A 21,555-nucleotide genomic window follows, 5' to 3' on the forward strand; every position below is an offset into this window, starting at 1 on the left:
GCAATTACTTGGTGCGTTTCATTGGGAAGTCAATCGACACTTGTTTTCCTTTGTCAGTGCCGTAAATTTTGGCAAAAAGGCTATCATTACCAATTTTGTTGTATTCAATTTTATTTGGAAAATCATGCTTCGGATTCTCAAAAATAAACTGGTTGTCAGTAGATTTGGTCATGTAAAAAGAAACGGGTTTTTCTTTGTTTTGATTTCGAACGGAAACGATGTATAACAAACTGTCATTACGTTCTATCAATTCAATTTTTTCATAAAAAACGGTATCTTTTTCGACCAAAGTAAAACTCTCAGCAAAAAAGGTACTGTCGTTTTTTTGACTCCAGATTTCTCTCGAAACCGATTCTTTAGTCACATTTTCCCAATTGCCCAAAAACCATTTGGCTTTTTCCAATTTTGAATAGTTCTTTAATTCGACTTCAGGTTTGGATTCCGTATTCTTGCACGATAAGGTAATGGTTAACGCTGCAAAAATTACAATAATGACGTTCTTATTTTTCATAGCTTCAATTTTACGATACACAATAGTATGAAAATTATGGCAACTAGCCCGGATAGAAGTGTAAATCCTTTTATTTAAATTGCCATGGGTTTAAACCTGTGGCAATTTAAATAAAAGATTGGAACGTATAGCCGGAATAGCTTCAAAAAAAATAAAAAAAATTGCACTATTTTTACTAAATTTGCACACTTTTAAAAGAAAGAATACACCATGTTAGAGAGACTTCAATATGTAAAACAGCGTTTCGACGAGATTTCGGATTTGATTATTCAACCCGATGTCATCGCCGATCAGAAACGTTATGTACAATTAAATCAAGAATACAAAACGTTAAAAGCGTTGATGGATAAACGCGAAGAATTGATCAACGTAACGGGAAATATTGATGAAGCCAACGAAATCATTAACGATGGTTCGGATGCCGAAATGGTAGAAATGGCTAAGATGCAATTGGATGAAGCGAAAGAACGTTTGCCTCAATTGGAGGAAGAAATTAAATTCATGTTGATTCCGAAAGATCCAGAAGATGCCAAAAACGTAATGGTAGAAATTCGTGCTGGAACAGGTGGAGATGAAGCTTCGATTTTTGCGGGTGATTTATACAGAATGTATACTAAATACTGCGAAACCCGCGGTTGGAGAACTTCGGTTGTAGACATGAACGAAGGAACATCGGGTGGTTTCAAAGAGGTGATTTTTGAAGTTACGGGTGAAGATGTGTACGGAACATTGAAATTTGAAGCAGGTGTTCACCGTGTACAACGTGTTCCACAAACGGAAACTCAAGGTCGTGTGCATACATCAGCAGCTACAGTAATGGTCTTGCCAGAAGCTGAAGAATTTGACGTACAAATTGATATGAACGATGTTCGTGTTGACTTTTTCTGTTCGTCGGGTCCTGGTGGACAATCAGTAAATACCACCAAATCGGCGGTACGTTTGACGCACATTCCAACTGGTTTAGTGGCGCAATGTCAGGATCAAAAATCGCAACATAAAAACAAAGATAAAGCCTTAGAGGTATTGCGTTCGCGTTTGTACGAGCAAGAATTGGCTAAAAAGCAGGCTGAAGATGCAACGAAACGTTCATCGCAAGTAAGTTCGGGCGACCGTTCGGCTAAAATTAGAACGTACAACTATTCGCAAGGTCGTGTCACCGATCACCGAATTGGTTTGGACGTATTTGATATGGACGGCGTAATGAACGGTAAAATCCAAAAATTTGTTGACGAACTTCAGTTGGTAAACAATATGGAAAAACTGAAAGAGAGCGAAGTTTTCTAATTAGCACTAAAAATAAAAAGAAAAGCCCGACCATTAAAGTCGGGCTTTTTTTTATGAATGTGGAAGGGTTATTCTTTAAATTTTTTGGTTCCGAGAGGTAAATTATAAGTTAATCCAAGTCCTAAACTACCCACGCTGTAATCCTGCGATCCGATGGTTCCAGTATCACCAGTAAATACTTTGGTGTATTGCAAAGCAAAATTCCAATGAATATTGTGGTAACCCAATTCTGGTTTAAAATAGACTCCGCCATCAGGTCGTTCAACTAATGAATTAGATGCGACATATTTGTCACCGGTTATGAATCCGTAGCCCAATTCGGCTCCCGCATAAAATCCTTTTTGTTTTGGATAGTAACGGAACATTGCTGCTGCTGGAACTACACCGAAGTCGTTGTTGTCGATTCCGTCGTTTTGATTACCAAAAAAATGGTTGTATCCAGTTGCTATACCGATTCCGAATCCGGGAGTTACCAAATATTGATAGCCAAGGTCAACACCTACATTGGCAGAGGCATTTTCGGTAGGTACGGCTGCGCCTACGTTGAAACCTACTTTAAGCATGTTGTTGTACGATTGGTCTTGTGCATTCGAACTAAAAGAATATAATAATCCTAATGTTAGTGCTAAAATTGTTTTCTTGATCGTTTTCATAATAAAAGATGTTAAGATTATACAGGACAAATGTAGATGTAGGTTACAGTTGATTCATTACAGCTTTTATCAATAGTTTTATAGAATTCGCATCAATGATGTAACGCTTTAGTTCAGTTAATAATTAACCATAATGCATCCTTAACACATAAACTTTTACTTTAAAACTGGTGAAAGTTTACTAACTTTGCAGCCAAACACACCACCATGACTACTCAGCAACTTATTGAGCAAATTCGATTTAAAAAATCGTTTTTGTGTGTTGGTCTTGATGTCGATTTGACTAAAATTCCAACTCATTTACTCAACACCGAAGATCCTATTTTTGAATTCAATAAAGCGATTATCGATGCGACACACGATTTGTGTGTTTCTTATAAACCGAATACTGCTTTTTACGAGGCATACGGAATCAAAGGTTGGCAATCACTTCAAAAAACCATCGAATACATCAATCAAAATTACCCTGCTATTTTTACCATTGCCGATGCCAAACGCGGCGATATTGGCAACACATCTACTATGTATGCTAAAGCTTTTTTAGAGGATTTAAATTTTGATAGTGTGACAGTTGCACCGTACATGGGGAAAGATTCAGTTGAACCGTTTTTGGCTTTTGAAAACAAGCACACTATTTTGTTGGCTTTAACTTCTAATGAAGGAGCATTCGATTTTCAAACAAGAAAAGTTGATGGAACAGAATTGTACAAAACCGTGATTGAAACCTCCAAAACTTGGAAAAATGCTGAAAATTTGATGTACGTTGTTGGCGCAACCAAAGCGGAATATTTTACTGAAATTAGAAAAATAATTCCCAACAGTTTCTTACTTGTCCCAGGTGTTGGCGCTCAAGGCGGAAGTTTACATGAAGTGTGTCAGTACGGAATGAATGAAAATGTGGGCTTGTTGATCAATTCATCGCGCGGCATTATCTATGCGTCCAACGGAACTGACTTTGCTCAAAAAGCAAGAGAAGAAGCCTTGAAAATGCAACAGGAAATGGAGTCAATATTACATAATACTAATTCTTAGCGAACTTTGCGTAATTCATTGCGCTCCTTGCGGTTAATAAAATGATCCAACTACAAGACCAACTCAAAACCACTCACACCTTTGAAACAACTCCCAAACGAATTGTTTCATTAGTGCCATCGCAAACCGAATTGTTATATGATTTGGGTTTGGAAGAACAAATTGTAGGCATCACTAAATTTTGTGTGCATCCGTTTCATTTTAAATCGACCAAAACCATAGTAGGTGGAACCAAAAATGTCAAATTCGACAAAATAAAAGCGCTTCAACCGGATATTGTCATTTGTAATATAGAAGAAAACACCAAAGAAATAGTTGAAGAATTATCTAAAATTTGTCCGGTTTGGGTAACGGACATTGTGACCATTGAAGACAATTTGCAAATGATAACCGACTTCGGAAAATTGTTCAATAAACGAGTAGAAGCACAGAAATGGTCGGATAAAATTAATTTTGGTTTACACGATTTTCAACATTTTATAAAAGAAAAGGAAATCCAAAAAGTAGCTTATTTTATTTGGGCAAATCCTTATATGGTAGCCGGAAACAACACTTTTATCAATGAACTATTGAAGTTGAATAAGTTCGAAAATATTTACGCTAACAGAGAAGAGCGTTATCCCGAAGTAATTGTCCAAAAAATGCGTATTCAAGGCGATCCCGATATTGTCTTTTTATCATCAGAACCTTTTCCGTTCAATGATGAGCATGCTTTTGAACTCGGGCGTTTCACACATCATGCCAAAACGGTTTTTGTAGATGGTGAAATGTTTTCCTGGTACGGCACTCGTTTGCTAAAAGCCTTTGACTATTTCAAATTGTTACATTCAAAATTGTAATATGCAAAGTATCTTTTTGGATAAAAATCAAGAGCCAACTGTTTCCGATTTACAAAACGGAATCGGAACTACATTTCCTATTTGGAAAGAAATTGAAGCTTTTTTATTTGAAGAATATTCTAAAGTGAAATCCAAATGGCATTTCACTAGTGCCAAAACGGGTTGGAGTTTTCGCATGAGCGATTCCAAACGTGTTTTAGTGTATTTGTTACCTAGAAATCAGTACTTCAAAGTGGCGATGGTTTTTGGTCAAAAAGCAACTGATGTAGTTTTAGAAAGTAGTATTTCGGAAACTATAAAATCCGAATTAAAAGCGGCAAAAGTATACGCAGAAGGAAGAGGAATTCGTATTGATATCCATAACGATGATCTGCTAGAAGACATCAAAAAACTAATACAAATCAAGTTGTCTTCATAAAAAAATGCCAGCGCTTTTACAAACACTGGCGATTTTTTTAACTAACCTAAACCAAACAAAATAATAAACTCTCATTTATTACATTACAAATGTCCGACATTTTTCCTCTTGATTGTGTTAAGGCAATGTTATACTTATGTTATTGATAATTAAAATTTTAGCATAATTTTAAGAATGGATTTTTCATCTTATGGCTTGTCTTGCATAGCAAACACTTTTCTCAATAAATCGGAAGTTCTTGAGCTTAAATCAGTTCGGATGTTTTTCTCTTCTACAGCTATCATTTTGAAAACTCCTTCCATCGCTTTATTGGTCGTGTAATCGGTTAAATCAGGATTGACGTCTTTCGTCAATGGAAGCGAATTGTATTTGGTGATGATGTTCGCCCATATTTTATCAGCGCCTACCTTGGCAAACGAATTTTTAATCACTGGATTGAATTTAGCGTACAAAGCCGTCGAAGTCGAATTCTGTAAATAGGTTGTAGCTGCGCTTTCATTGCCCATTAAAATGTTTTTAGCATCAGTAAACGACATTCCTTTGATGGCATCCACAAAAATTGGAGTAGCTTCTTTTACCGCATCTTCTGCAGCACGATTCAATACTTTCAAACCTTCGTCAGCCATTTTTGATAATCCAACATCACGCAAGGTTTTGTCTACTTTTTTCAATTCATCAGGCAATAAAATTTTTACCGCTTCATTCTTAAAAAAACCATCAACCGCAGTCAATTTTACTACTTGTTTGTTGATTCCGTTGTTCAGGGCTTCTTTCAATCCGCCCGCAATATCCACATTTCCTTGTTCTAAAACTCCGGGTAGTTGATTAGCAACTTGCTGTAATTCAGCACAACTCGATAAAGTGTAAGCCGCAACGGCTAATAAGGCAATTTTTCTCATATTCTTTAAATTAAAGTCCGTTCTCAATTTTCTATTCTCTTTCCTCGTACTAACAAATATAATGCCTCAAATTTTAAATCAATAACAATGCATAAAATTTATTAAATTCGTAAATTGCGCACTCAAAATTAGCATATTTATAAAATGGAACCACAAATACCTTATATTCCTAAAAATAAAGTTCGAATTGTAACGGCTGCTTCTCTTTTTGACGGACACGATGCTGCCATCAATATCATGCGTAGAATTATTCAATCTACGGGTGTTGAAGTCATCCATTTAGGTCACGACCGAAGTGTTGAAGAAGTAGTAAATACAGCAATTCAAGAAGATGCAAACGCCATTGCGATGACTTCCTATCAAGGTGGACACAACGAGTACTTTAAATACATGTACGATTTATTAAAGGAAAAAGGAGCAGGTCATATTAAGATATTTGGTGGCGGAGGCGGAGTGATTTTGCCTTCTGAAATTTCAGAGTTGCACGAGTACGGAATTGAGCGTATTTATTCGCCCGACGACGGACGTGCTATGGGTTTACAAGGAATGATTAATGATTTGGTGCAACGTTCGGATTATCCAGTTGGAGATCAATTGAATGGCGAGATCAACCATTTGGAAGATAAAAATCCAACGGCGATTGCCCGAGTAATTTCATCGGCAGAAAATTTCCCTGAAATTGCTAAGGAAACTTTAGATAAAATTCACGAGAAAAATAAAACTTCTAAAATTCCAGTTCTTGGAATTACGGGAACGGGTGGTGCAGGAAAATCATCTTTAGTAGACGAATTAGTACGTCGTTTTTTAATTGATTTCCCAGAAAAAACCATCGGATTAATTTCAGTCGATCCTTCGAAAAGAAAAACAGGAGGCGCATTATTAGGAGATCGAATTCGAATGAATGCCATCAATAATCCTAGAGTTTACATGCGTTCGTTGGCTACACGTCAATCCAATTTGGCCTTGTCAAAATACGTAAATGAAGCCATTGAAGTGTTAAAAGCAGCCAAATACGACATCATCATTCTTGAAACTTCCGGAATCGGACAAAGTGATACTGAAATTTTAGAACATTCGGATGTTTCGTTGTATGTGATGACACCCGAATTTGGAGCGGCAACGCAATTGGAGAAAATCGATATGTTGGATTTTGCTGATTTGGTAGCGCTGAATAAATTCGACAAACGCGGTGCTTTGGATGCCATTCGTGACGTAAAAAAACAATACCAACGCAACCACAATTTGTGGGATGTTGATCCGGATAAAATGCCCGTTTTCGGAACTATTGCTTCTCAGTTCAATGATCCAGGAATGAACACACTCTACAAGTCCATTATGGACAAAATCGTAGAAAAAACGGGAGCCGATTTAAAATCAACTTTCGAAATCACCCGTGAAATGAGTGAGAAGATTTTCGTGATTCCACCACACAGAACACGATATTTATCAGAGATTTCAGAAAACAATAGAAAGTACGATGAAACGGTATTTTCACAAGTAGAAGTAGCTCAAAAATTATACGGTATTTACAAAACAATTGAAACCGTTTTTGGAAGCAAACCCAATTTGACCAAAGCTGGAATTGAGGAAACGATTCTTGAGTCGAAAGATGAAAATAGAAACGAATTTTTATCACTTTTAGTAAAAGAATTCGACCGTGTAAAAATGAACCTCGACCCATACAACTGGGAAATTATTCTTACTTGGGACGAGAAAGTAAACAAATACAAAAACCCTATTTATAGTTTTAAAGTTCGTGATAAAGTCATCGAAATTAAAACGCATTCTGAAAGTTTGTCGCATTCACAAATTCCGAAAGTGGCACTTCCAAAGTACCAAGCTTGGGGCGATATTTTAAAATGGAATTTACAAGAAAATGTTCCGGGCGAATTTCCATTTGCTTCAGGATTGTATCCATTCAAACGTGAAGGTGAAGATCCAAGTCGAATGTTTGCGGGTGAAGGCGGGCCAGAGCGCACCAATAAACGTTTTCATTATGTAAGTGCCGGAATGCCAGCGAAACGACTTTCAACGGCTTTTGATAGTGTGACATTGTACGGAAACGATCCACACATTCGTCCTGATATTTATGGAAAAATTGGTAATGCCGGAGTTTCGATTTGTTGTTTGGACGATGCTAAAAAATTGTATTCTGGTTTCGATTTGAGTCATCCGTTAACTTCAGTTTCGATGACCATCAATGGACCAGCTCCAATGTTGCTTGGTTTCTTCATGAATGCGGCCATCGATCAAAACTGTGAGAAATACATTCGCGAAAACAATTTAATTGACGAAGTTGAAAACCGCATCAACGAAATTTATAAGAAAAGAGGAACTACACGTCCAAGCTATCAAGGTGATTTACCAGAAGGTAATAACGGTTTAGGATTGATGTTGTTGGGTGTGACTGGAGATCAAGTGTTACCAGCCGATGTATATCAAGACATTAAAGTAAAAACTTTGGCTCAAGTACGCGGAACCGTTCAGGCCGATATTTTAAAAGAAGATCAGGCTCAAAACACCTGTATTTTCTCTACTGAATTTGCCCTCAGATTAATGGGTGATGTGCAAGAGTATTTCATCAAAAACAATGTTCGTAATTTTTACTCGGTATCCATTTCAGGCTATCATATTGCTGAAGCAGGAGCAAATCCTATTACGCAATTAGCATTCACTTTGGCTAATGGTTTTACTTACGTGGAATATTATTTGAGTCGCGGAATGAACATTAACGATTTCGGACCGAATTTATCGTTCTTCTTCTCCAATGGTGTTGATCCTGAATATGCTGTGATTGGTCGTGTAGCTCGTAAAATTTGGGCCAAAGCGATGAAAAACAAATACGGTGCCAACGAAAGAGCTCAGATGTTGAAATACCACATTCAAACTTCGGGTCGCTCGTTGCACGCACAAGAAATTGATTTTAATGATATTCGTACTACGTTACAAGCGTTGTACGCGATTTATGATAACTGTAATTCGCTGCACACCAATGCGTATGATGAAGCGATTACTACGCCAACAGAAGAATCAGTGCGCAGAGCAATGGCAATTCAGTTGATCATCAATAAAGAATTAGGTTTGGCTAAAAACGAAAACCCGATTCAAGGTTCATTTATTATTGAAGAATTGACTGATTTAGTAGAAGAAGCCGTGTTGCAAGAATTCGACCGAATTACAGAGCGTGGTGGCGTTTTAGGTGCTATGGAAACCATGTACCAACGTTCTAAAATTCAAGAAGAAAGTTTGTATTACGAAACTTTAAAACATACTGGAGAATTCCCAATTATTGGTGTGAATACGTTCTTGAGTTCAAAAGGTTCGCCAACGGTAATACCAGCCGAAGTAATTCGTGCCACTGAAGAAGAAAAACAATACCAAATAGTAATGTTGGAAAACCTTCACAAAGGTAATGCACATAAAGTTGCCGAACAATTGAATACGATTCAAGAAGCCGCCATCAACAATCAAAATATTTTTGAAAAATTAATGGATGCTACCAAAGTGTGTTCGTTAGGTCAAATTACGAGTGCGTTATTTGAGGTTGGCGGGCAATATAGAAGAAATATGTAAGCAGAGAACCATTCCGATGATAATCGGAATGTGTGAATCGCTTATCCCGATTGCCATCGGGATTTCAGAGAACCATTCCAATGATAATCGGAATGCGTGAATCGCTTATCCCGATTGCCATCGGGATCTCAGAGAACATAAAATATAAAACAGAAAACCTTTCAGTGATGAAGGGTTTTTCTTTTTTCAAAAAACTATATCTTTACGAAAACAAATCCAATTTTATGAAAAAGCACGTATTTGTCTTAGGTCTACTTCTTCTTATTGTCACCTCTTCATTTGCAGCCAAAGTGGATACACTGCAAATCGCAAGCAAATCGATGAACAAAAACCATTATGCGGCAGTTGTAACTCCAAATTCGTATGCAAAGGGTTCTACAAAATTTCCAGTACTTTATTTGTTGCATGGTGCTTACGGTCATTTTAGAGATTGGTTGAAAAAAACACCTAATAAAAATACTGTTAAAGATTTAGCAGACCAATACAACATCATTATAGTAATGCCAGAAGGGGAAATGTTTAGTTTTTACCTTGATAGTCCTGTGAATTCTGAAAGTCAATTTGAAACTCATATTATAAAAGAGGTTATCCCAACCATTGACGCCACTTACCGAACTATTGCAAGCAAAAATGGGCGTGTGATTACTGGTCTTTCAATGGGCGGACATGGTGCTTTTTATTTATCGAGTAAGCATCCTGAGCTTTTCTGTGCCTCGGGTAGTATGAGTGGAGCTTTGGATATGAGTGTTATGTTGCATCCCGATCGAATTGAAGCCACCAAAAATCTGATGATGCCCATTTTTGGTGATGCAACGTTAGAACCTGAAACGTATTTGAGGTATTCTGTGCTTACTAAAGTGGAGCTATTCAAAAAGAATCAAATGCCCATTTATTTTGATTGTGGAGTCGATGATTTTTTAATCGAACCCAATAGAGAATTACACCGAAGATTAGTGTACAACGATGTGCCACATGAATATACAGAAAGACCTGGTGCTCACACTTGGGAATATTGGGAAAATGCATTGCCTTATCATGTTTTGTTTTTTAGCAAAATTTTGAAAAGTAATGGTTCATTATAGTTTCATCAGTTAGCATTTTTAGAAATGAACCCACAAATCAAAACCTTTCCATTCACTAAATTTATAGGCAAAAGTCTTGCAATTTCGTATTCCGATTATCGTATTGCAGAATTATGGAGCGGCTTTATGCCAAGACGAAACGAAATTCAAAATACCATCGGAACAGCATTGTACAATATTCAAGTCAATCCCGATAATTTCGATTTTAACCCGAGAACACCTTTTGTGAAATGGGCAGTTATGGCCGTTTCATCTTTTGATACTATTCCAGACGGAATGGAAGCACTAGAAACTCCTGAAGGATTGTATGCCGTTTTTCACTATAAAGGCGATCAAAGTGGTGCAGCTTCTTTTTTTAATCAGATTTATTCCGTTTGGTTGCCCAATTCCGATTATCAGTTGGATAACAGACCGCAGTTTGAAATTCTGGGTGAAAAATACAAGAGCAACGACCCAAATTCTGAAGAAGAAATTTGGATTCCAATTAGAAAAAAAGAGTAGGTTTGTATTATTAATGAATTAAAACGAGTATGAGGAGCGCATTATTAATTTCGGCATTACTTTTTTCACTATTTTCTTTGGGTCAAAAAGAAGGACAGAGTTTTTGTAAAGGAGACTATCCTGATGGTTTCTATTTTGAGTTAGCGATATCAAAAAAGAAAATATATTGGTTCGATACTTATTATTATGAGGAAAAAATAGGAGCTAAAGAGATTAATGGTAAGACCTATTTTGAGTTCAAACAAACTTGGAAAGACGGTAGTTTTGATTTATTGTATTTAAGGTATGATGGTGGTAAAGTGCTTCAATTTGTAGAGGGTTTAAAAGAGGAAACCACTAGGTACGATGATCATTATGAGATTGGCACTACTTGGGAGAATGCTAAAAAAGATGTAGTTTATACCATTAAATCATTTGAAGGTAAATTAGTAACACCATTTTGCAAATACGAAGGTTTGTTGATAATAGAAGCTCAATACAAAAAGGTAACTTATAACTATTATTATTTACGTGGTCTTGGTTATGTTGGAGCAACAAAAAACAATCAACTTGTTTCATTCATAACACCTAATATGTGATAATCTAATTCTAGGTGTGAATCAAACAAGGTTGTATAAAAACTTAGTATTCACCATCAACATAAAACCAACTGCCATTTTCAAAAACAAAGTAGGATTTCTCAAAATGGACTTGCTCTTTTCGTTGGTAATCTTTGTAATACGCTTTGAAAGTTACGGTATTTTCAGTTGAATTTATGATTTCCAATCGCAACCAATGATTACTTATAGACCAAGCTAAAATGTCTTTTTTCTTGTATAATTTTCGAGTTGATTCGTGCGTAGTTGCTACCAAATAATCTGCATTTCCAATCGCATACGCGCTGTATCGTGATCGCATCAATGCCTCGGCAGTGGCTGGTTTTGCCAATCCATTAATGTAGATTTGGCAACAATCTTCAAAAGGTAAGTGGTTTCCACAATAGCAAATAGTCATACATTTAAGTTTTATTTTCGTTAAACTTCCGTGTAATTTCCTTTAGTTTTTCTTCTCGGGCTTTCTTTTTTGCCTTGGCTTTATCTTGTGCTTTGTGCAATTTGTCGTTGTGCGCTTTGATGTTTCGCTCGTTATTTCTTCCCATATTAGCTTATTTTATCGAGTTTGAGATAACCAATGTGCAAAGTGTCTTCGGGTAATGTGACTTCCGATTTTGTAATTTGAATGTCAAAATTATCCTTAAAGATAGGCATTAAAATGTCTTTTACATTAAAAATATCGTCTACATCAATTCCGAATTTATCATCAATATGAGAAACGGCGTCTTTAAAGCCACAATGTTTGTAAAAAGCAGTATTTTTTGCCTTTTTAGTTGCTTCTGAAAGTGTTTCGCCAACAACTACTACTTTATAATGGTATTCTTCAAATTCATTTTCTTTATAACCACCCAAATTGATGAAAAACAAATTCTCATTTTGATTAAAAAGACTTCCTTTAGGAACAATAGTTATCGAATGATTATCAACTTCAGTAATTTCACGCCAAGCATCAATATGAATGCGTCCTTTTGCTTCGGGCCAAAAGTGGTTCATGTGTGGAATCAATTCTTTTAATGAATTTCCTATTCCGAAAAAAATATCGTGTTGCTCAGTACATCTGCCTTCAGGTCGACATCCGAGCATTACCATGTAAAGTTTATTCTCTTTTTTCATTCTTCAAAGATATTATTTTTTCAAATAGAAAACTTTGGCACAACAATTGAAATGAAGTTAGTATCATTAATCATTAAATATACAAAATCATGAAAAAAATTACCTTTATTTTAGCTTTTATCGGGATGATAGGACTACAAAGTTGTACAGTAAATGAAGTAAATGACGATGGAATTGATAATGACACTATAAGCGAAGTAATTGAAGTAACTACTTCATTTTCGGCCAGTAATAATTTTAACAGATTGGTTACTATAAACCCTCCAATATATGCAAGTGATATGATTTTGGTGTATCATTTATACGATGTTGTAAACGGAGCCGATGTTTGGAGATTAATGCCACAAACCTATTATTTTGATGGCGGAGGCGAATTGGATTATAATTTTGATTTCACTCGTTACGATGTAAGTTTATTCATGGATGCTAATTTTGATATGAATACATTATCATCGGCGTGGACACAAAATCAAACCTTTAGAATTGTAATTGTTCCAGGTTATTTTTCTGGAAAAACTTCAAGCACAGTTGATTTCACCGATTACAATGCTACTTTAAAAGCATTCAACATCGATTCATCAAAAGTGAGAAAAATTAAAGCATAGTTATAGTTATATAGTTGTTAGTTGGTTAGTAAAAGAGGTTGTTGATGAAACAGCCTCTTTTTTTGTGCGTATATTCGAGTAAAAAATCTATAAAACTCAATAAAAATCAATTATTATTATTTTTACCCCTAAAAAAATAGGGTATAATTATTTTTGGATTAAAAAAATAGTATATTTGCATCAAAATAATAAGGGTATAACTTTAAAACTTAATTTTTATGTCAACTTTACGTTTTCAAGCATTAAAAGATGCATCAGGTAGAAAACCTGTGAAATTTGAAGAATCTGGAAAGAAATCAGAGCTTTTTGGATCCAATGTGTTCAACGACAAAGCAATGAAGCAATACTTAACTTCAGATGCTTATAAAGGTGTAAAAGATGCGGTGCAGCACGGAACTAAAATTGACAGAAAACTAGCTGATTATATCGCAATGGGAATGAAAGAGTGGGCACTTTCAAAAGGAGTGACACATTATACACACTGGTTTCAACCCTTAACTGGAACTACTGCCGAAAAACACGATGCTTTTTTTGAAACGTCTTATGATGGTTCAGAAGCGGTTGAGAAATTTGGTGGTGGACAATTAGTACAACAAGAACCAGACGCTTCGTCGTTCCCAAATGGTGGAATTAGAAATACATTTGAAGCACGTGGATATACAGCTTGGGATCCAACTTCTCCTGCGTTTATCTTCGGAACTACATTATGTATTCCAACGGTTTTCATTTCGTATACCGGTGAAGCATTAGATTATAAAACTCCGCTGTTAAGAGCATTGAATGCTGTTGATGAAGCTGCAACCGAAGTATGTAAGTATTTCGATAAAAATGTTAAAAAAGTAACCGCAACTTTAGGTTGGGAACAAGAATATTTCTTAGTGGATAGTTCGTTAGCGAATTCACGTCCTGATTTAATAATGACGGGCAGAACTTTACTCGGACATACTTCTGCAAAAGGACAACAATTGGACGATCACTATTTTGGGTCAATTCCATCTCGTGCTTTAAATTTCATGAGAGAATTGGAAGAAGAATGTATGTTGTTGGGAATTCCAGTTAAAACACGTCACAACGAAGTAGCGCCTAACCAATTTGAGTTGGCTCCGATTTTCGAAGAAACGAACTTGGCCGTTGACCACAATTCATTATTAATGGATGTAATGTCAAAAGTAGGTGAGCGTCACGATTTCAAAGTATTATTCCATGAAAAACCATTTCAAGGAGTAAACGGTTCGGGTAAACACAACAACTGGTCGTTGGCTACTGATACTGGAGTAAATCTACTTTCTCCAAGTAAAACACCAATGAGCAATTTACAGTTCTTGTCGTTCTTCATCAATACAATCAAAGCGGTAAATGAATACGAAGAATTACTTCGCGCTGCTATTGCAACTGCAAGTAATGATCACCGTTTAGGTGCCAACGAAGCGCCACCAGCAATTATTTCGGTTTTCATTGGTGAACAATTGACTAAAGTATTGGCTGAGTTAGAAGGTGTTTCTAAAGGGAAATTATCTCCAGAAGAAAAAACGGATTTAAAATTGAATGTAGTAGGTAAAATTCCAGATGTAATGTTGGATAACACCGACAGAAATAGAACGTCTCCATTTGCCTTTACTGGAAATAAATTCGAATTCAGAGCGGTAGGTTCTTCGGCTAACTGTGCCAATGCAATGACTACCTTGAATTCAATTGTTGCTAAACAATTGAAAGAATTCAAAAAAGAAGTAGACGCATTGATCGAGAAAAAAGATTTAAAGAAAGACGAAGCGATTTTCAATGTATTGAGAGAATACATCAAACAAACCAAAAACATTCTTTTTGAAGGTGATGGTTACAGTGAAGCATGGGAAAAAGAAGCTAAAAAACGTGGATTGAGCAATCATAAAACTACTCCAACCGCTTTAAAAGCTAAGGTTTCTAAAAAAGCATTGGATTTATTCAGTGAATTGAACGTAATGAACCACGTTGAGGTTGAAGCGCGTTACGAAATCGAATTGGAAGAATACACCAAGAAAATCCAAATTGAAGGTCGTGTTTTAGGCGATATTGCTCGTAATCACGTGATTCCAACTGCCATTCGTTACCAAAATACGTTGATTGAAAACGTACGCGGATTAAAAGAAATTTTCGGAAAAGATTTTGAGAAAATTGCTAAAGAACAAATTTCAATCATCAAAGAAATATCTGAACACATCGAAGGAATTAACTCTAATGTTGACGATATGATTGAAGCGCGTAAAAAAGCCAATGCGTTGACTGATGCTCAAAAAATGGCCGAATCGTACTGCGATAAAGTAAAACCGTATTTTGACGTCATCAGAGAACACTGCGACAAACTAGAGTTATTAGTTGACGACGAAATCTGGACGTTGACGAAATACAGAGAGTTGTTGTTTACGAGATAATTTTCTTTTAGAATAAAGAAAATAGAGAATAGAATATAGAAAAAAACCTGCTTGATGAGAGCAGGTTTTTTATGATTTTAATTTGAACTAGATATTACTATGGTATTAGCAGTAGGGCTTCCTCCACTTTGAGCAATCCAAGCTCCAGTATTTTTATTGAATACATAAGTTGTATCAACTGAAGAATCATAAAAAGCAAAATTCCCATTTGAACTTACAATTGTTCCTGAAGTTGGGCTTCCACCGTTTTGAGAAATCCAAGTTCCAGTTTTTTTGTTAAAAGCATAAGTTTTGTCAGTTGATGAATCGTAGAAAGCAAAGTTTCCATTTGAACTTATAATTGTACCAGAAGTTGGACTTCCACCACTCTGAGAGATCCAAGTTGAAGTATTTTGATTAAATACATAGGTCGAATCAGTTGAAGAATCATAGAACGCAAAATTTCCATTAGAACTAACAATTGTACTTGAGGTAGGACTTCCTCCGTTTTGAGAAACCCAAGTTCCAGTTTTTTTGTTAAAAGCATAAGTTTTATCAGTTGAAGAATCGTAGAAAGCAAAATTTCCATTTGAACTAACGATTGTTCCAGAAGTTGGACTTCCTCCAGCTTGAGAAACCCAAGTTCCAGTAATTTGATTAAATGCGTATGTTGCGTCAGTAGAAGAATCGTAGAAGGCAAAATTAGAATATTTGTTATCTTCAATACTATCATTTGCAGATGAACCACTTAAATTCCCTGCTGTCATCGCATACGGCACACTCAATAACTGAGTTGTTCCCACCAAGACATAATTGGTTCCGCCAGCAGCGTCCATTTCTACTTTTAAAAATTTAGAATTGGTTCCCCAATTGATGGTAGAAAAGGTTCCAGTTGTTGGAGTTCCTTGACCGATAACTAAGTTAAATAAACCTTGAGCATTAGTGGTTTTGGTATGCGTTTCTGTATATAAAACAGTTCCAGTTGCTGAGTTGTCTAAAACCGAAAGCCGAATCCCAACATTCGAACTCACAACAGGGTTTGCTGAACCATTCAAGGCAATCGCTTGATACGATATTCCTTGTGGAACTTGCGAAAAAGTAATTAATGTACTAATTAAGGCTAATAGGGTAATGATTTTTTTCATTGTAAAAATGTAATTCTAATTTATAATTTGTTATTTAATCTAATAGTAAGGTTCCTGAATAAGGAATAGTATGCCAACTGCAGGAGTAATCACTAGGGTTGTTGTATTGATTTGGTCCGTAGAAATATGCATTTGCAGTTGTAAGTATCATTATCCCAGCATTTATACTAGGCTTAATTCTTAATGGATTTCCAGTTATTGGAATTGTTGTCCAAGCGTCACCGGTTCCTGTTGCGTTTGGACCATATACATAAGCGTTGGTAGTTGTCAATATTCCAAAATATCGTTGATCAATTACTGTGTCAATAATGGTGCCTGAAATATTTGTTGGTACCCAATCATAAGTGTTACTTGTTGACACTCTGTATGCGTAAGCGTTTGTTGACGTGGTCACTAGGGTTGTGCCAAAATTGGTAATGACTTTGTGAGGCTGACCGGATATTGGATAAGAATGCCAAGTGTGTAAATTTCCATTAGAAGTATTCGAAGGTCCAAAAATATAGGCATTTGTACTTGTTAAAAAGCTGTTATTCGATTTCATATATGGGATTCCAGAAATTGCTGTGCTATGCCAAGTAAAAGTCGAACTACTACTTTGAGAATAGAATGTCGGAGAATATACATAAGCATTTGTTGAAGTCATAAAAGAAGATGAATAGGTATATCCACTAATTGGAGAGACATCAGGTCCACCAATCACATTTTCACTATCAACCTTTCCAGCATACAAAGCATAAGGCACACTCAATAATTGAGTGCTTCCTACCAAAGTATAATTAGTTCCACCTGCAGCATCCATTTCTACTTGTAAAAATTTAGAATTAGTTTCCCACTTAATAGCCGAAAACGTTCCAGTAGTTGGAGTTCCTTGACCAATAACTAAATTATACAATCCTTGTGCATTGGTAGTTGGAGTGTGTGTTTCTGTATATAAAACACTTCCACTTGCCGATATATCGAGTATAGAAAGGCGAATGCCAACAGGCAAACTCACAATTGGATTTCCCGAACCATCAAGTGCAATGGCTTGATAAGAAATGCCTTGCGGAACTTGTCCAAAGCAAAACACAGTTGTCAGAAACAAACCAAAAAAAAGTAATTTTTTCATAGTCGTATTGTTAACGTTTGATTATTTTAAATGATTTTTTGGAATCAGAAGTCAGTTGAATGATGTAAATTCCAGATGACAATTCACTCAAATCAACCGAATTATCCGATTGAATTTTCTTTTCTGAAACCAATTGACCACTTGTAGTGTATACAGCAACGTTTTCATTTACTAAATTAATTTCACTTTTGAATTGAATGCTCGCCACAGTTGGATTAGGAGAAACGATGATGTCGTCGGTTAATTCATATTCAGGAACTTCTAATGTTTGTTCATTAACTTGTGCTAAAATGCCAATTAAACCAGAACTTGATTGGTTTTGGTTCACTGGATTTATTACTATTTCTCCAATAGAAACCGAAGAACTTGTTGTAATTAAACTCCCAGAATTTACCGACTGAATCGTTGATTGCGCATAATTCAAAAAAGAATTACATAAAAAGGTAATTAAAATGATTTTTTTCATAGTTGCAAAATTTAATTTATTTAGAAGAGTCAATATAGTTACCACTCATTTGAATTGATTTCCATTCGAATGTGGTGTTACCTGTTGTTGTGAAAACAGGTACAAAAGAGTAGGCATGTGATGAAGTGTATACAGAAAAAAGATGGTGTGTTGGTCTTGTTTGAATAACATTGCCACTTAGTTCTGTTGCATACCAATTTGCTGTTGTTTCAGTAGATGACAAAAGAGCCGTTTTTGCAAATGCATAGGCATTCGTATCGGTAACAACTCCGATACTGCAGTTTCCAAATGCATAGATATCCTTTGGAGTTCCTGAAATTGGCTGGCTGTACCAACTATAGGTTACATCATTATTTGCGTTAGAAGTGTAAACAAAAGCATAAGCATGTGTTGAGGTTAATACTCCAAATGATTCGTTTGAAATAACTAATTTTAGAGGTGTTCCCGACAATTGAATTGGAAACCATTGTGCATAAGTATTTGAAGTATCATTTCCATTATTGACTACTGTACATGCATAGGCGTTAGTTGAAGTCATTACTCCCATTGTGTAGAAATTGGATTTTACATCAATAGGTTGTCCTGCAAGAGATTGCTGTATCCATTGGTTAGGTTGGTTAGTGATTCCGTTGTACATATAGTACGCATTGGTATCAGTGATGAACCCTGAAACATAAGAAGAACTGATCTCTCCTACAATATTATCAGCATCAACGCTATTCGCCTTCTCCGAATACAAAGCATAAGGAACGCTCCACAACTGTGTTGTACCTGCTAAAACGTAATTGGTTCCGCCTGTAATATCCAATTCCACTTTTAAAAATTTGTAATTCGTTCCCCAATTAATTGAAGGAAATAATCCACTAACAGGTGTTCCTTGACCAATTACTAAATTGTACAAACCTCTGTCGTTAGTTGTAGTGGTGTGGGTTTCAGTATAGACCACTGTTCCTGTTGCACTGTTGTCTAAAATCGATAAACGAACTCCAATTAAAGTGTTTCCAACTGGATATCCCGATGAATTTAAGGCTATAGCTTGATAGGAAACTCCTTGCGGTACTTGAGCAAATGCCACAATAGAAAATGCCATTACCATTAAGTGTAGTAATCTTTTCATAGTTTTTTGTTTTTATAAAAGTAAGTATTTTTTTTATTGGTATTACTTTTGCTTCATAAAATTAAATTTCCGTAATTTCGTTATATGATTATGAAGAAACTATTTTCAATACTGTTTTTCTTTGTGGTTTTGGTCGCTGCCAATGCCCAGCAACAGATTTCTCTCTTTTTTGATAGCAACCGTCACGAAATTAATGTGGTCGAATTAAAGCGTTTGACCGATTGGATGAACGCCAATAAAGATTCGAAAATCGTCGCAATCAATGGTTATACTGATGAAGACGGAACCAACGGATTCAACGATACTTTGGCCAAAAAAAGAGTCAATTTTATCTACAACAAAATCAAAGGAATAGTTCCTATTAGAGACGATTTTAAAACCCGAAGTTTTGGTGAAAATTTCCAACAATCCAAAACCAAAGCCGAAAACAGAAAAGTAACTATTTATTATATTCAAGCCAAAGATTTAGCGCGTGAAGACGAAATTTTAGGGATTAAACCTAAAGTCGCTGAACCTGTGGAAGTTGAACCAGCCGAAATCGTTCCCATTGAAGAAGAAACGATGAATTTCCCAGAAGGCGCATCACTCGAAGAGAAAATCGGGCTTTCTAAAAAAGGAACGTTAATTAGGTTGAACGACATTAATTTCTACCTCAATTCGTTTGCGTTAATGCCTACTTCCAAACCCGCAATTGACGAATTAGTGTACGTAATGCGAAAATTCCCAAAACTCAAAATCGAGTTGCAAGGTCACATTTGTTGCGTCAACAAGGACGTTAAAAATCTCTCAACCGATCGCGCCAAACAAGTCAAACGTATTTTGGTTTCGGAAGGGATTGACAGTAATCGTGTAACGGTAAAAGGCTTTGGTGTTTCCAAACCCAAACATCCAATACCCGAGCAAAACGAAGCCGAAGCAGCACGCAACCGCAGAGTCGAAATCATGGTACTCGATAAATAAAACATCATGAAAAATGCAATTATAGGTTGGTTTCTCTTAATTGCCTTTTCTTCATTCGCTCAAGAAAAGTTGAGTGTGTATTTCGATTTTGATCAATACGAACTTAACGAAACAGCCGTCAAAAAAATCAACTCGTGGATAGCCGAAGGCAAAGACTACCAAGTCACCAAACTCTACGGTTTTTGCGATTGGAAAGGAACGAATTCTTACAACGATACTTTGGCACTCAAACGCGTCAATGAAGTGTATAATTTTCTCATTGCGAGTGAAATTGATGTGATTAAAGACATCGAGATTCGCGGATTTGGAGAAGATTTTGAACAATCACCCGTGCAAGGTGAAAACCGGCGTGTGACGATTATTTATCAACTCAAAAATAAGGTTGCTGAAACCGAAGTCGAAAAGAATCTGGAATCGATTAAAGAACTTCCCAAAGAATCACTCAAAGACAAAATAAAAGGAGCCAAAAAAGGCGATTTAATTAAGCTTGACAACATTTACTTTTTCAATAATTCGGCCAAAGTAGTTCCGAAATCTGAGTCAACATTGTACGATTTACTTTGTGTGATGATCGATAATCCCAAACTCAAAATCGAAATTCAAGGCCACATTTGCTGCAAACGTCCTGATGAATACGAAGTGATTTCAACGGCAAGAGCACGCGCAGTCTACAATTACTTAATTCGCGGAAAAATTGACCGCTCTCGCATGAGTTTCAAAGGGTACGGTGTTTCGCGTCCGGTGTATAAAATTCCGGAGAAAAACGCTTTAGAAGAAGACGAAAACCGCCGCGTAGAAATTCTGATTTTAGAGAATTAGCATTCGCTGCGCTCATTTTTTTAACCGCAAAGGTTTATTTGCCGCTGATGCACAGATTTTTTTTATTTGTAGCAGGCGTTGTGGTGTTGTAATGACGACTTGTCCTGCTGTCCGCTGCAATCTGTCATTGCGAGGAACGAAGCAATCTCATCTAAGCACATTCGTTTCGCAATGTCAGGATTTTCGCTTCCATCAGGGCTAGAATAGGAATTTGGTGTTTACAGTAGACGTTTTTGTATTCTGCTTTCGACCACTCTTTCATTACGACTTTAAACTACTATACGTCAAATCTAGCCCCGATTGCAGCGGCACGAAGTAGAGCGGAAAGCGGGACAACTGTTCTAAAAAATACTAAATTTCTGCTACAAATAAAAAAACGGCAACTGCAACTGAAAACTGCGACTGTGACTAAAATTTTCCATCTTAATTACTATCTTTGTGCCACAACAC

At 36.2% G+C, this 21,555-nt stretch carries 22 protein-coding genes; 12 read left to right on the forward strand and 10 right to left on the reverse strand.

Features of this window, described 5'->3' with window-relative positions:
• Positions 1-4: 4 nt before the first annotated feature.
• Entirely contained in the window at positions 5-511 is a 507-nt protein-coding gene (locus VK161_RS04660; protein ID WP_324213595.1) for a DUF6265 family protein, read from the reverse strand.
• Positions 512-721: 210 nt separating this feature from the next.
• Between VK161_RS04660 and prfA the strand changes: the two genes are divergently transcribed.
• Positions 722-1,795: a peptide chain release factor 1 gene (gene prfA, locus VK161_RS04665; protein ID WP_324213596.1), complete on the forward strand. Its 1,074-nt coding sequence runs from the start codon at positions 722-724 to the stop codon at positions 1,793-1,795.
• 68 nt (positions 1,796-1,863) lie between these two features.
• Here the strand turns inward: prfA and VK161_RS04670 are convergent, their stop codons facing one another.
• Positions 1,864-2,448 (reverse strand): hypothetical protein, encoded by a 585-nt coding sequence (locus tag VK161_RS04670; protein ID WP_324213597.1) that lies wholly within the window; start codon positions 2,446-2,448, stop codon positions 1,864-1,866.
• A 207-nt stretch (positions 2,449-2,655) separates the two neighbouring features.
• Between VK161_RS04670 and pyrF the strand changes: the two genes are divergently transcribed.
• From pyrF to VK161_RS04685, 3 genes are read left to right on the forward strand one after another with little or no spacing between them, the layout of a single operon-like run.
• A complete protein-coding gene (gene pyrF, locus VK161_RS04675) occupies positions 2,656-3,480 on the forward strand; it encodes an orotidine-5'-phosphate decarboxylase (RefSeq protein ID WP_324213598.1) in 825 nt (274 codons plus the stop codon).
• Positions 3,481-3,521: 41 nt separating this feature from the next.
• A complete protein-coding gene (locus VK161_RS04680; protein ID WP_324213599.1) occupies positions 3,522-4,319 on the forward strand; it encodes a helical backbone metal receptor in 798 nt (265 codons plus the stop codon).
• A 1-nt stretch (position 4,320) separates the two neighbouring features.
• Positions 4,321-4,737, forward strand: coding sequence for a DUF3788 domain-containing protein (locus VK161_RS04685; protein ID WP_324213600.1), 417 nt, complete (start codon positions 4,321-4,323; stop codon positions 4,735-4,737).
• Between the two features lie 188 nt (positions 4,738-4,925).
• Here the strand turns inward: VK161_RS04685 and VK161_RS04690 are convergent, their stop codons facing one another.
• Entirely contained in the window at positions 4,926-5,636 is a 711-nt protein-coding gene (locus VK161_RS04690) for a DUF4197 domain-containing protein (RefSeq protein WP_324213601.1), read from the reverse strand.
• 144 nt (positions 5,637-5,780) lie between these two features.
• On the opposite strand from VK161_RS04690, the gene VK161_RS04695 reads away from it, so the two are divergent.
• From VK161_RS04695 to VK161_RS04710, 4 genes are all read left to right on the forward strand, one after another.
• Positions 5,781-9,209 (forward strand): methylmalonyl-CoA mutase family protein, encoded by a 3,429-nt coding sequence (locus tag VK161_RS04695; RefSeq protein ID WP_324213602.1) that lies wholly within the window; start codon positions 5,781-5,783, stop codon positions 9,207-9,209.
• 224 nt (positions 9,210-9,433) lie between these two features.
• A complete protein-coding gene (locus VK161_RS04700) occupies positions 9,434-10,291 on the forward strand; it encodes an alpha/beta hydrolase family protein (RefSeq protein ID WP_324213603.1) in 858 nt (285 codons plus the stop codon).
• Positions 10,292-10,315: 24 nt separating this feature from the next.
• Positions 10,316-10,792: a GyrI-like domain-containing protein gene (locus VK161_RS04705; RefSeq protein WP_324213604.1), complete on the forward strand. Its 477-nt coding sequence runs from the start codon at positions 10,316-10,318 to the stop codon at positions 10,790-10,792.
• Between the two features lie 29 nt (positions 10,793-10,821).
• Positions 10,822-11,370 (forward strand): hypothetical protein, encoded by a 549-nt coding sequence (locus tag VK161_RS04710; RefSeq protein ID WP_324213605.1) that lies wholly within the window; start codon positions 10,822-10,824, stop codon positions 11,368-11,370.
• Between the two features lie 43 nt (positions 11,371-11,413).
• Here VK161_RS04710 and VK161_RS04715 read toward each other — a convergent pair whose 3' ends face one another.
• From VK161_RS04715 to VK161_RS04725, 3 genes are read right to left on the reverse strand one after another with little or no spacing between them, the layout of a single operon-like run.
• Positions 11,414-11,785 (reverse strand): YchJ family protein, encoded by a 372-nt coding sequence (locus tag VK161_RS04715; RefSeq protein WP_324213606.1) that lies wholly within the window; start codon positions 11,783-11,785, stop codon positions 11,414-11,416.
• Between the two features lie 4 nt (positions 11,786-11,789).
• Positions 11,790-11,930 (reverse strand): hypothetical protein, encoded by a 141-nt coding sequence (locus VK161_RS04720; RefSeq protein ID WP_324213607.1) that lies wholly within the window; start codon positions 11,928-11,930, stop codon positions 11,790-11,792.
• A 1-nt stretch (position 11,931) separates the two neighbouring features.
• Entirely contained in the window at positions 11,932-12,498 is a 567-nt protein-coding gene (locus tag VK161_RS04725; RefSeq protein WP_324213608.1) for a DUF1543 domain-containing protein, read from the reverse strand.
• A gap of 89 nt (positions 12,499-12,587) precedes the next feature.
• Between VK161_RS04725 and VK161_RS04730 the strand changes: the two genes are divergently transcribed.
• Together VK161_RS04730 and VK161_RS04735 are read left to right on the forward strand one after the other, a co-directional pair.
• On the forward strand, positions 12,588-13,103 hold the full coding sequence (locus tag VK161_RS04730; RefSeq protein ID WP_324213609.1) for a hypothetical protein: 516 nt from the start codon (positions 12,588-12,590) through the stop codon (positions 13,101-13,103).
• A gap of 218 nt (positions 13,104-13,321) precedes the next feature.
• Positions 13,322-15,511: a glutamine synthetase III gene (locus VK161_RS04735; protein ID WP_324213610.1), complete on the forward strand. Its 2,190-nt coding sequence runs from the start codon at positions 13,322-13,324 to the stop codon at positions 15,509-15,511.
• A gap of 77 nt (positions 15,512-15,588) precedes the next feature.
• On the opposite strand, the gene VK161_RS04740 is transcribed toward VK161_RS04735, so the two are convergent.
• Genes VK161_RS04740 through VK161_RS04755 form a run of 4 tightly spaced genes read right to left on the reverse strand, consistent with a single transcriptional unit; the run spans position 15,589 to position 19,326 of the window.
• The gene (locus tag VK161_RS04740; protein WP_324213611.1) at positions 15,589-16,635 is read right to left on the reverse strand and encodes a hypothetical protein; all 1,047 of its coding nucleotides are present in this window, start codon (positions 16,633-16,635) and stop codon (positions 15,589-15,591) included.
• A 34-nt stretch (positions 16,636-16,669) separates the two neighbouring features.
• Entirely contained in the window at positions 16,670-17,743 is a 1,074-nt protein-coding gene (locus tag VK161_RS04745) for a hypothetical protein (RefSeq protein WP_324213612.1), read from the reverse strand.
• A gap of 10 nt (positions 17,744-17,753) precedes the next feature.
• Positions 17,754-18,209, reverse strand: coding sequence for a T9SS type A sorting domain-containing protein (locus VK161_RS04750; RefSeq protein ID WP_324213613.1), 456 nt, complete (start codon positions 18,207-18,209; stop codon positions 17,754-17,756).
• Between the two features lie 16 nt (positions 18,210-18,225).
• On the reverse strand, positions 18,226-19,326 hold the full coding sequence (locus VK161_RS04755; RefSeq protein ID WP_324213614.1) for a hypothetical protein: 1,101 nt from the start codon (positions 19,324-19,326) through the stop codon (positions 18,226-18,228).
• 90 nt (positions 19,327-19,416) lie between these two features.
• On the opposite strand from VK161_RS04755, the gene VK161_RS04760 reads away from it, so the two are divergent.
• A complete protein-coding gene (locus tag VK161_RS04760) occupies positions 19,417-20,286 on the forward strand; it encodes an OmpA family protein (RefSeq protein WP_324213615.1) in 870 nt (289 codons plus the stop codon).
• Positions 20,287-20,292: 6 nt separating this feature from the next.
• Positions 20,293-21,105, forward strand: a complete 813-nt coding sequence (locus tag VK161_RS04765) for an OmpA family protein (RefSeq protein ID WP_324213616.1) — start codon at positions 20,293-20,295, stop codon at positions 21,103-21,105.
• Positions 21,106-21,555 lie beyond the last annotated feature (450 nt).

The sequence above is a fragment of the Flavobacterium sp. genome, assembly GCF_035299245.1.
In the GTDB taxonomy this organism is placed as follows: domain Bacteria; phylum Bacteroidota; class Bacteroidia; order Flavobacteriales; family Flavobacteriaceae; genus Flavobacterium.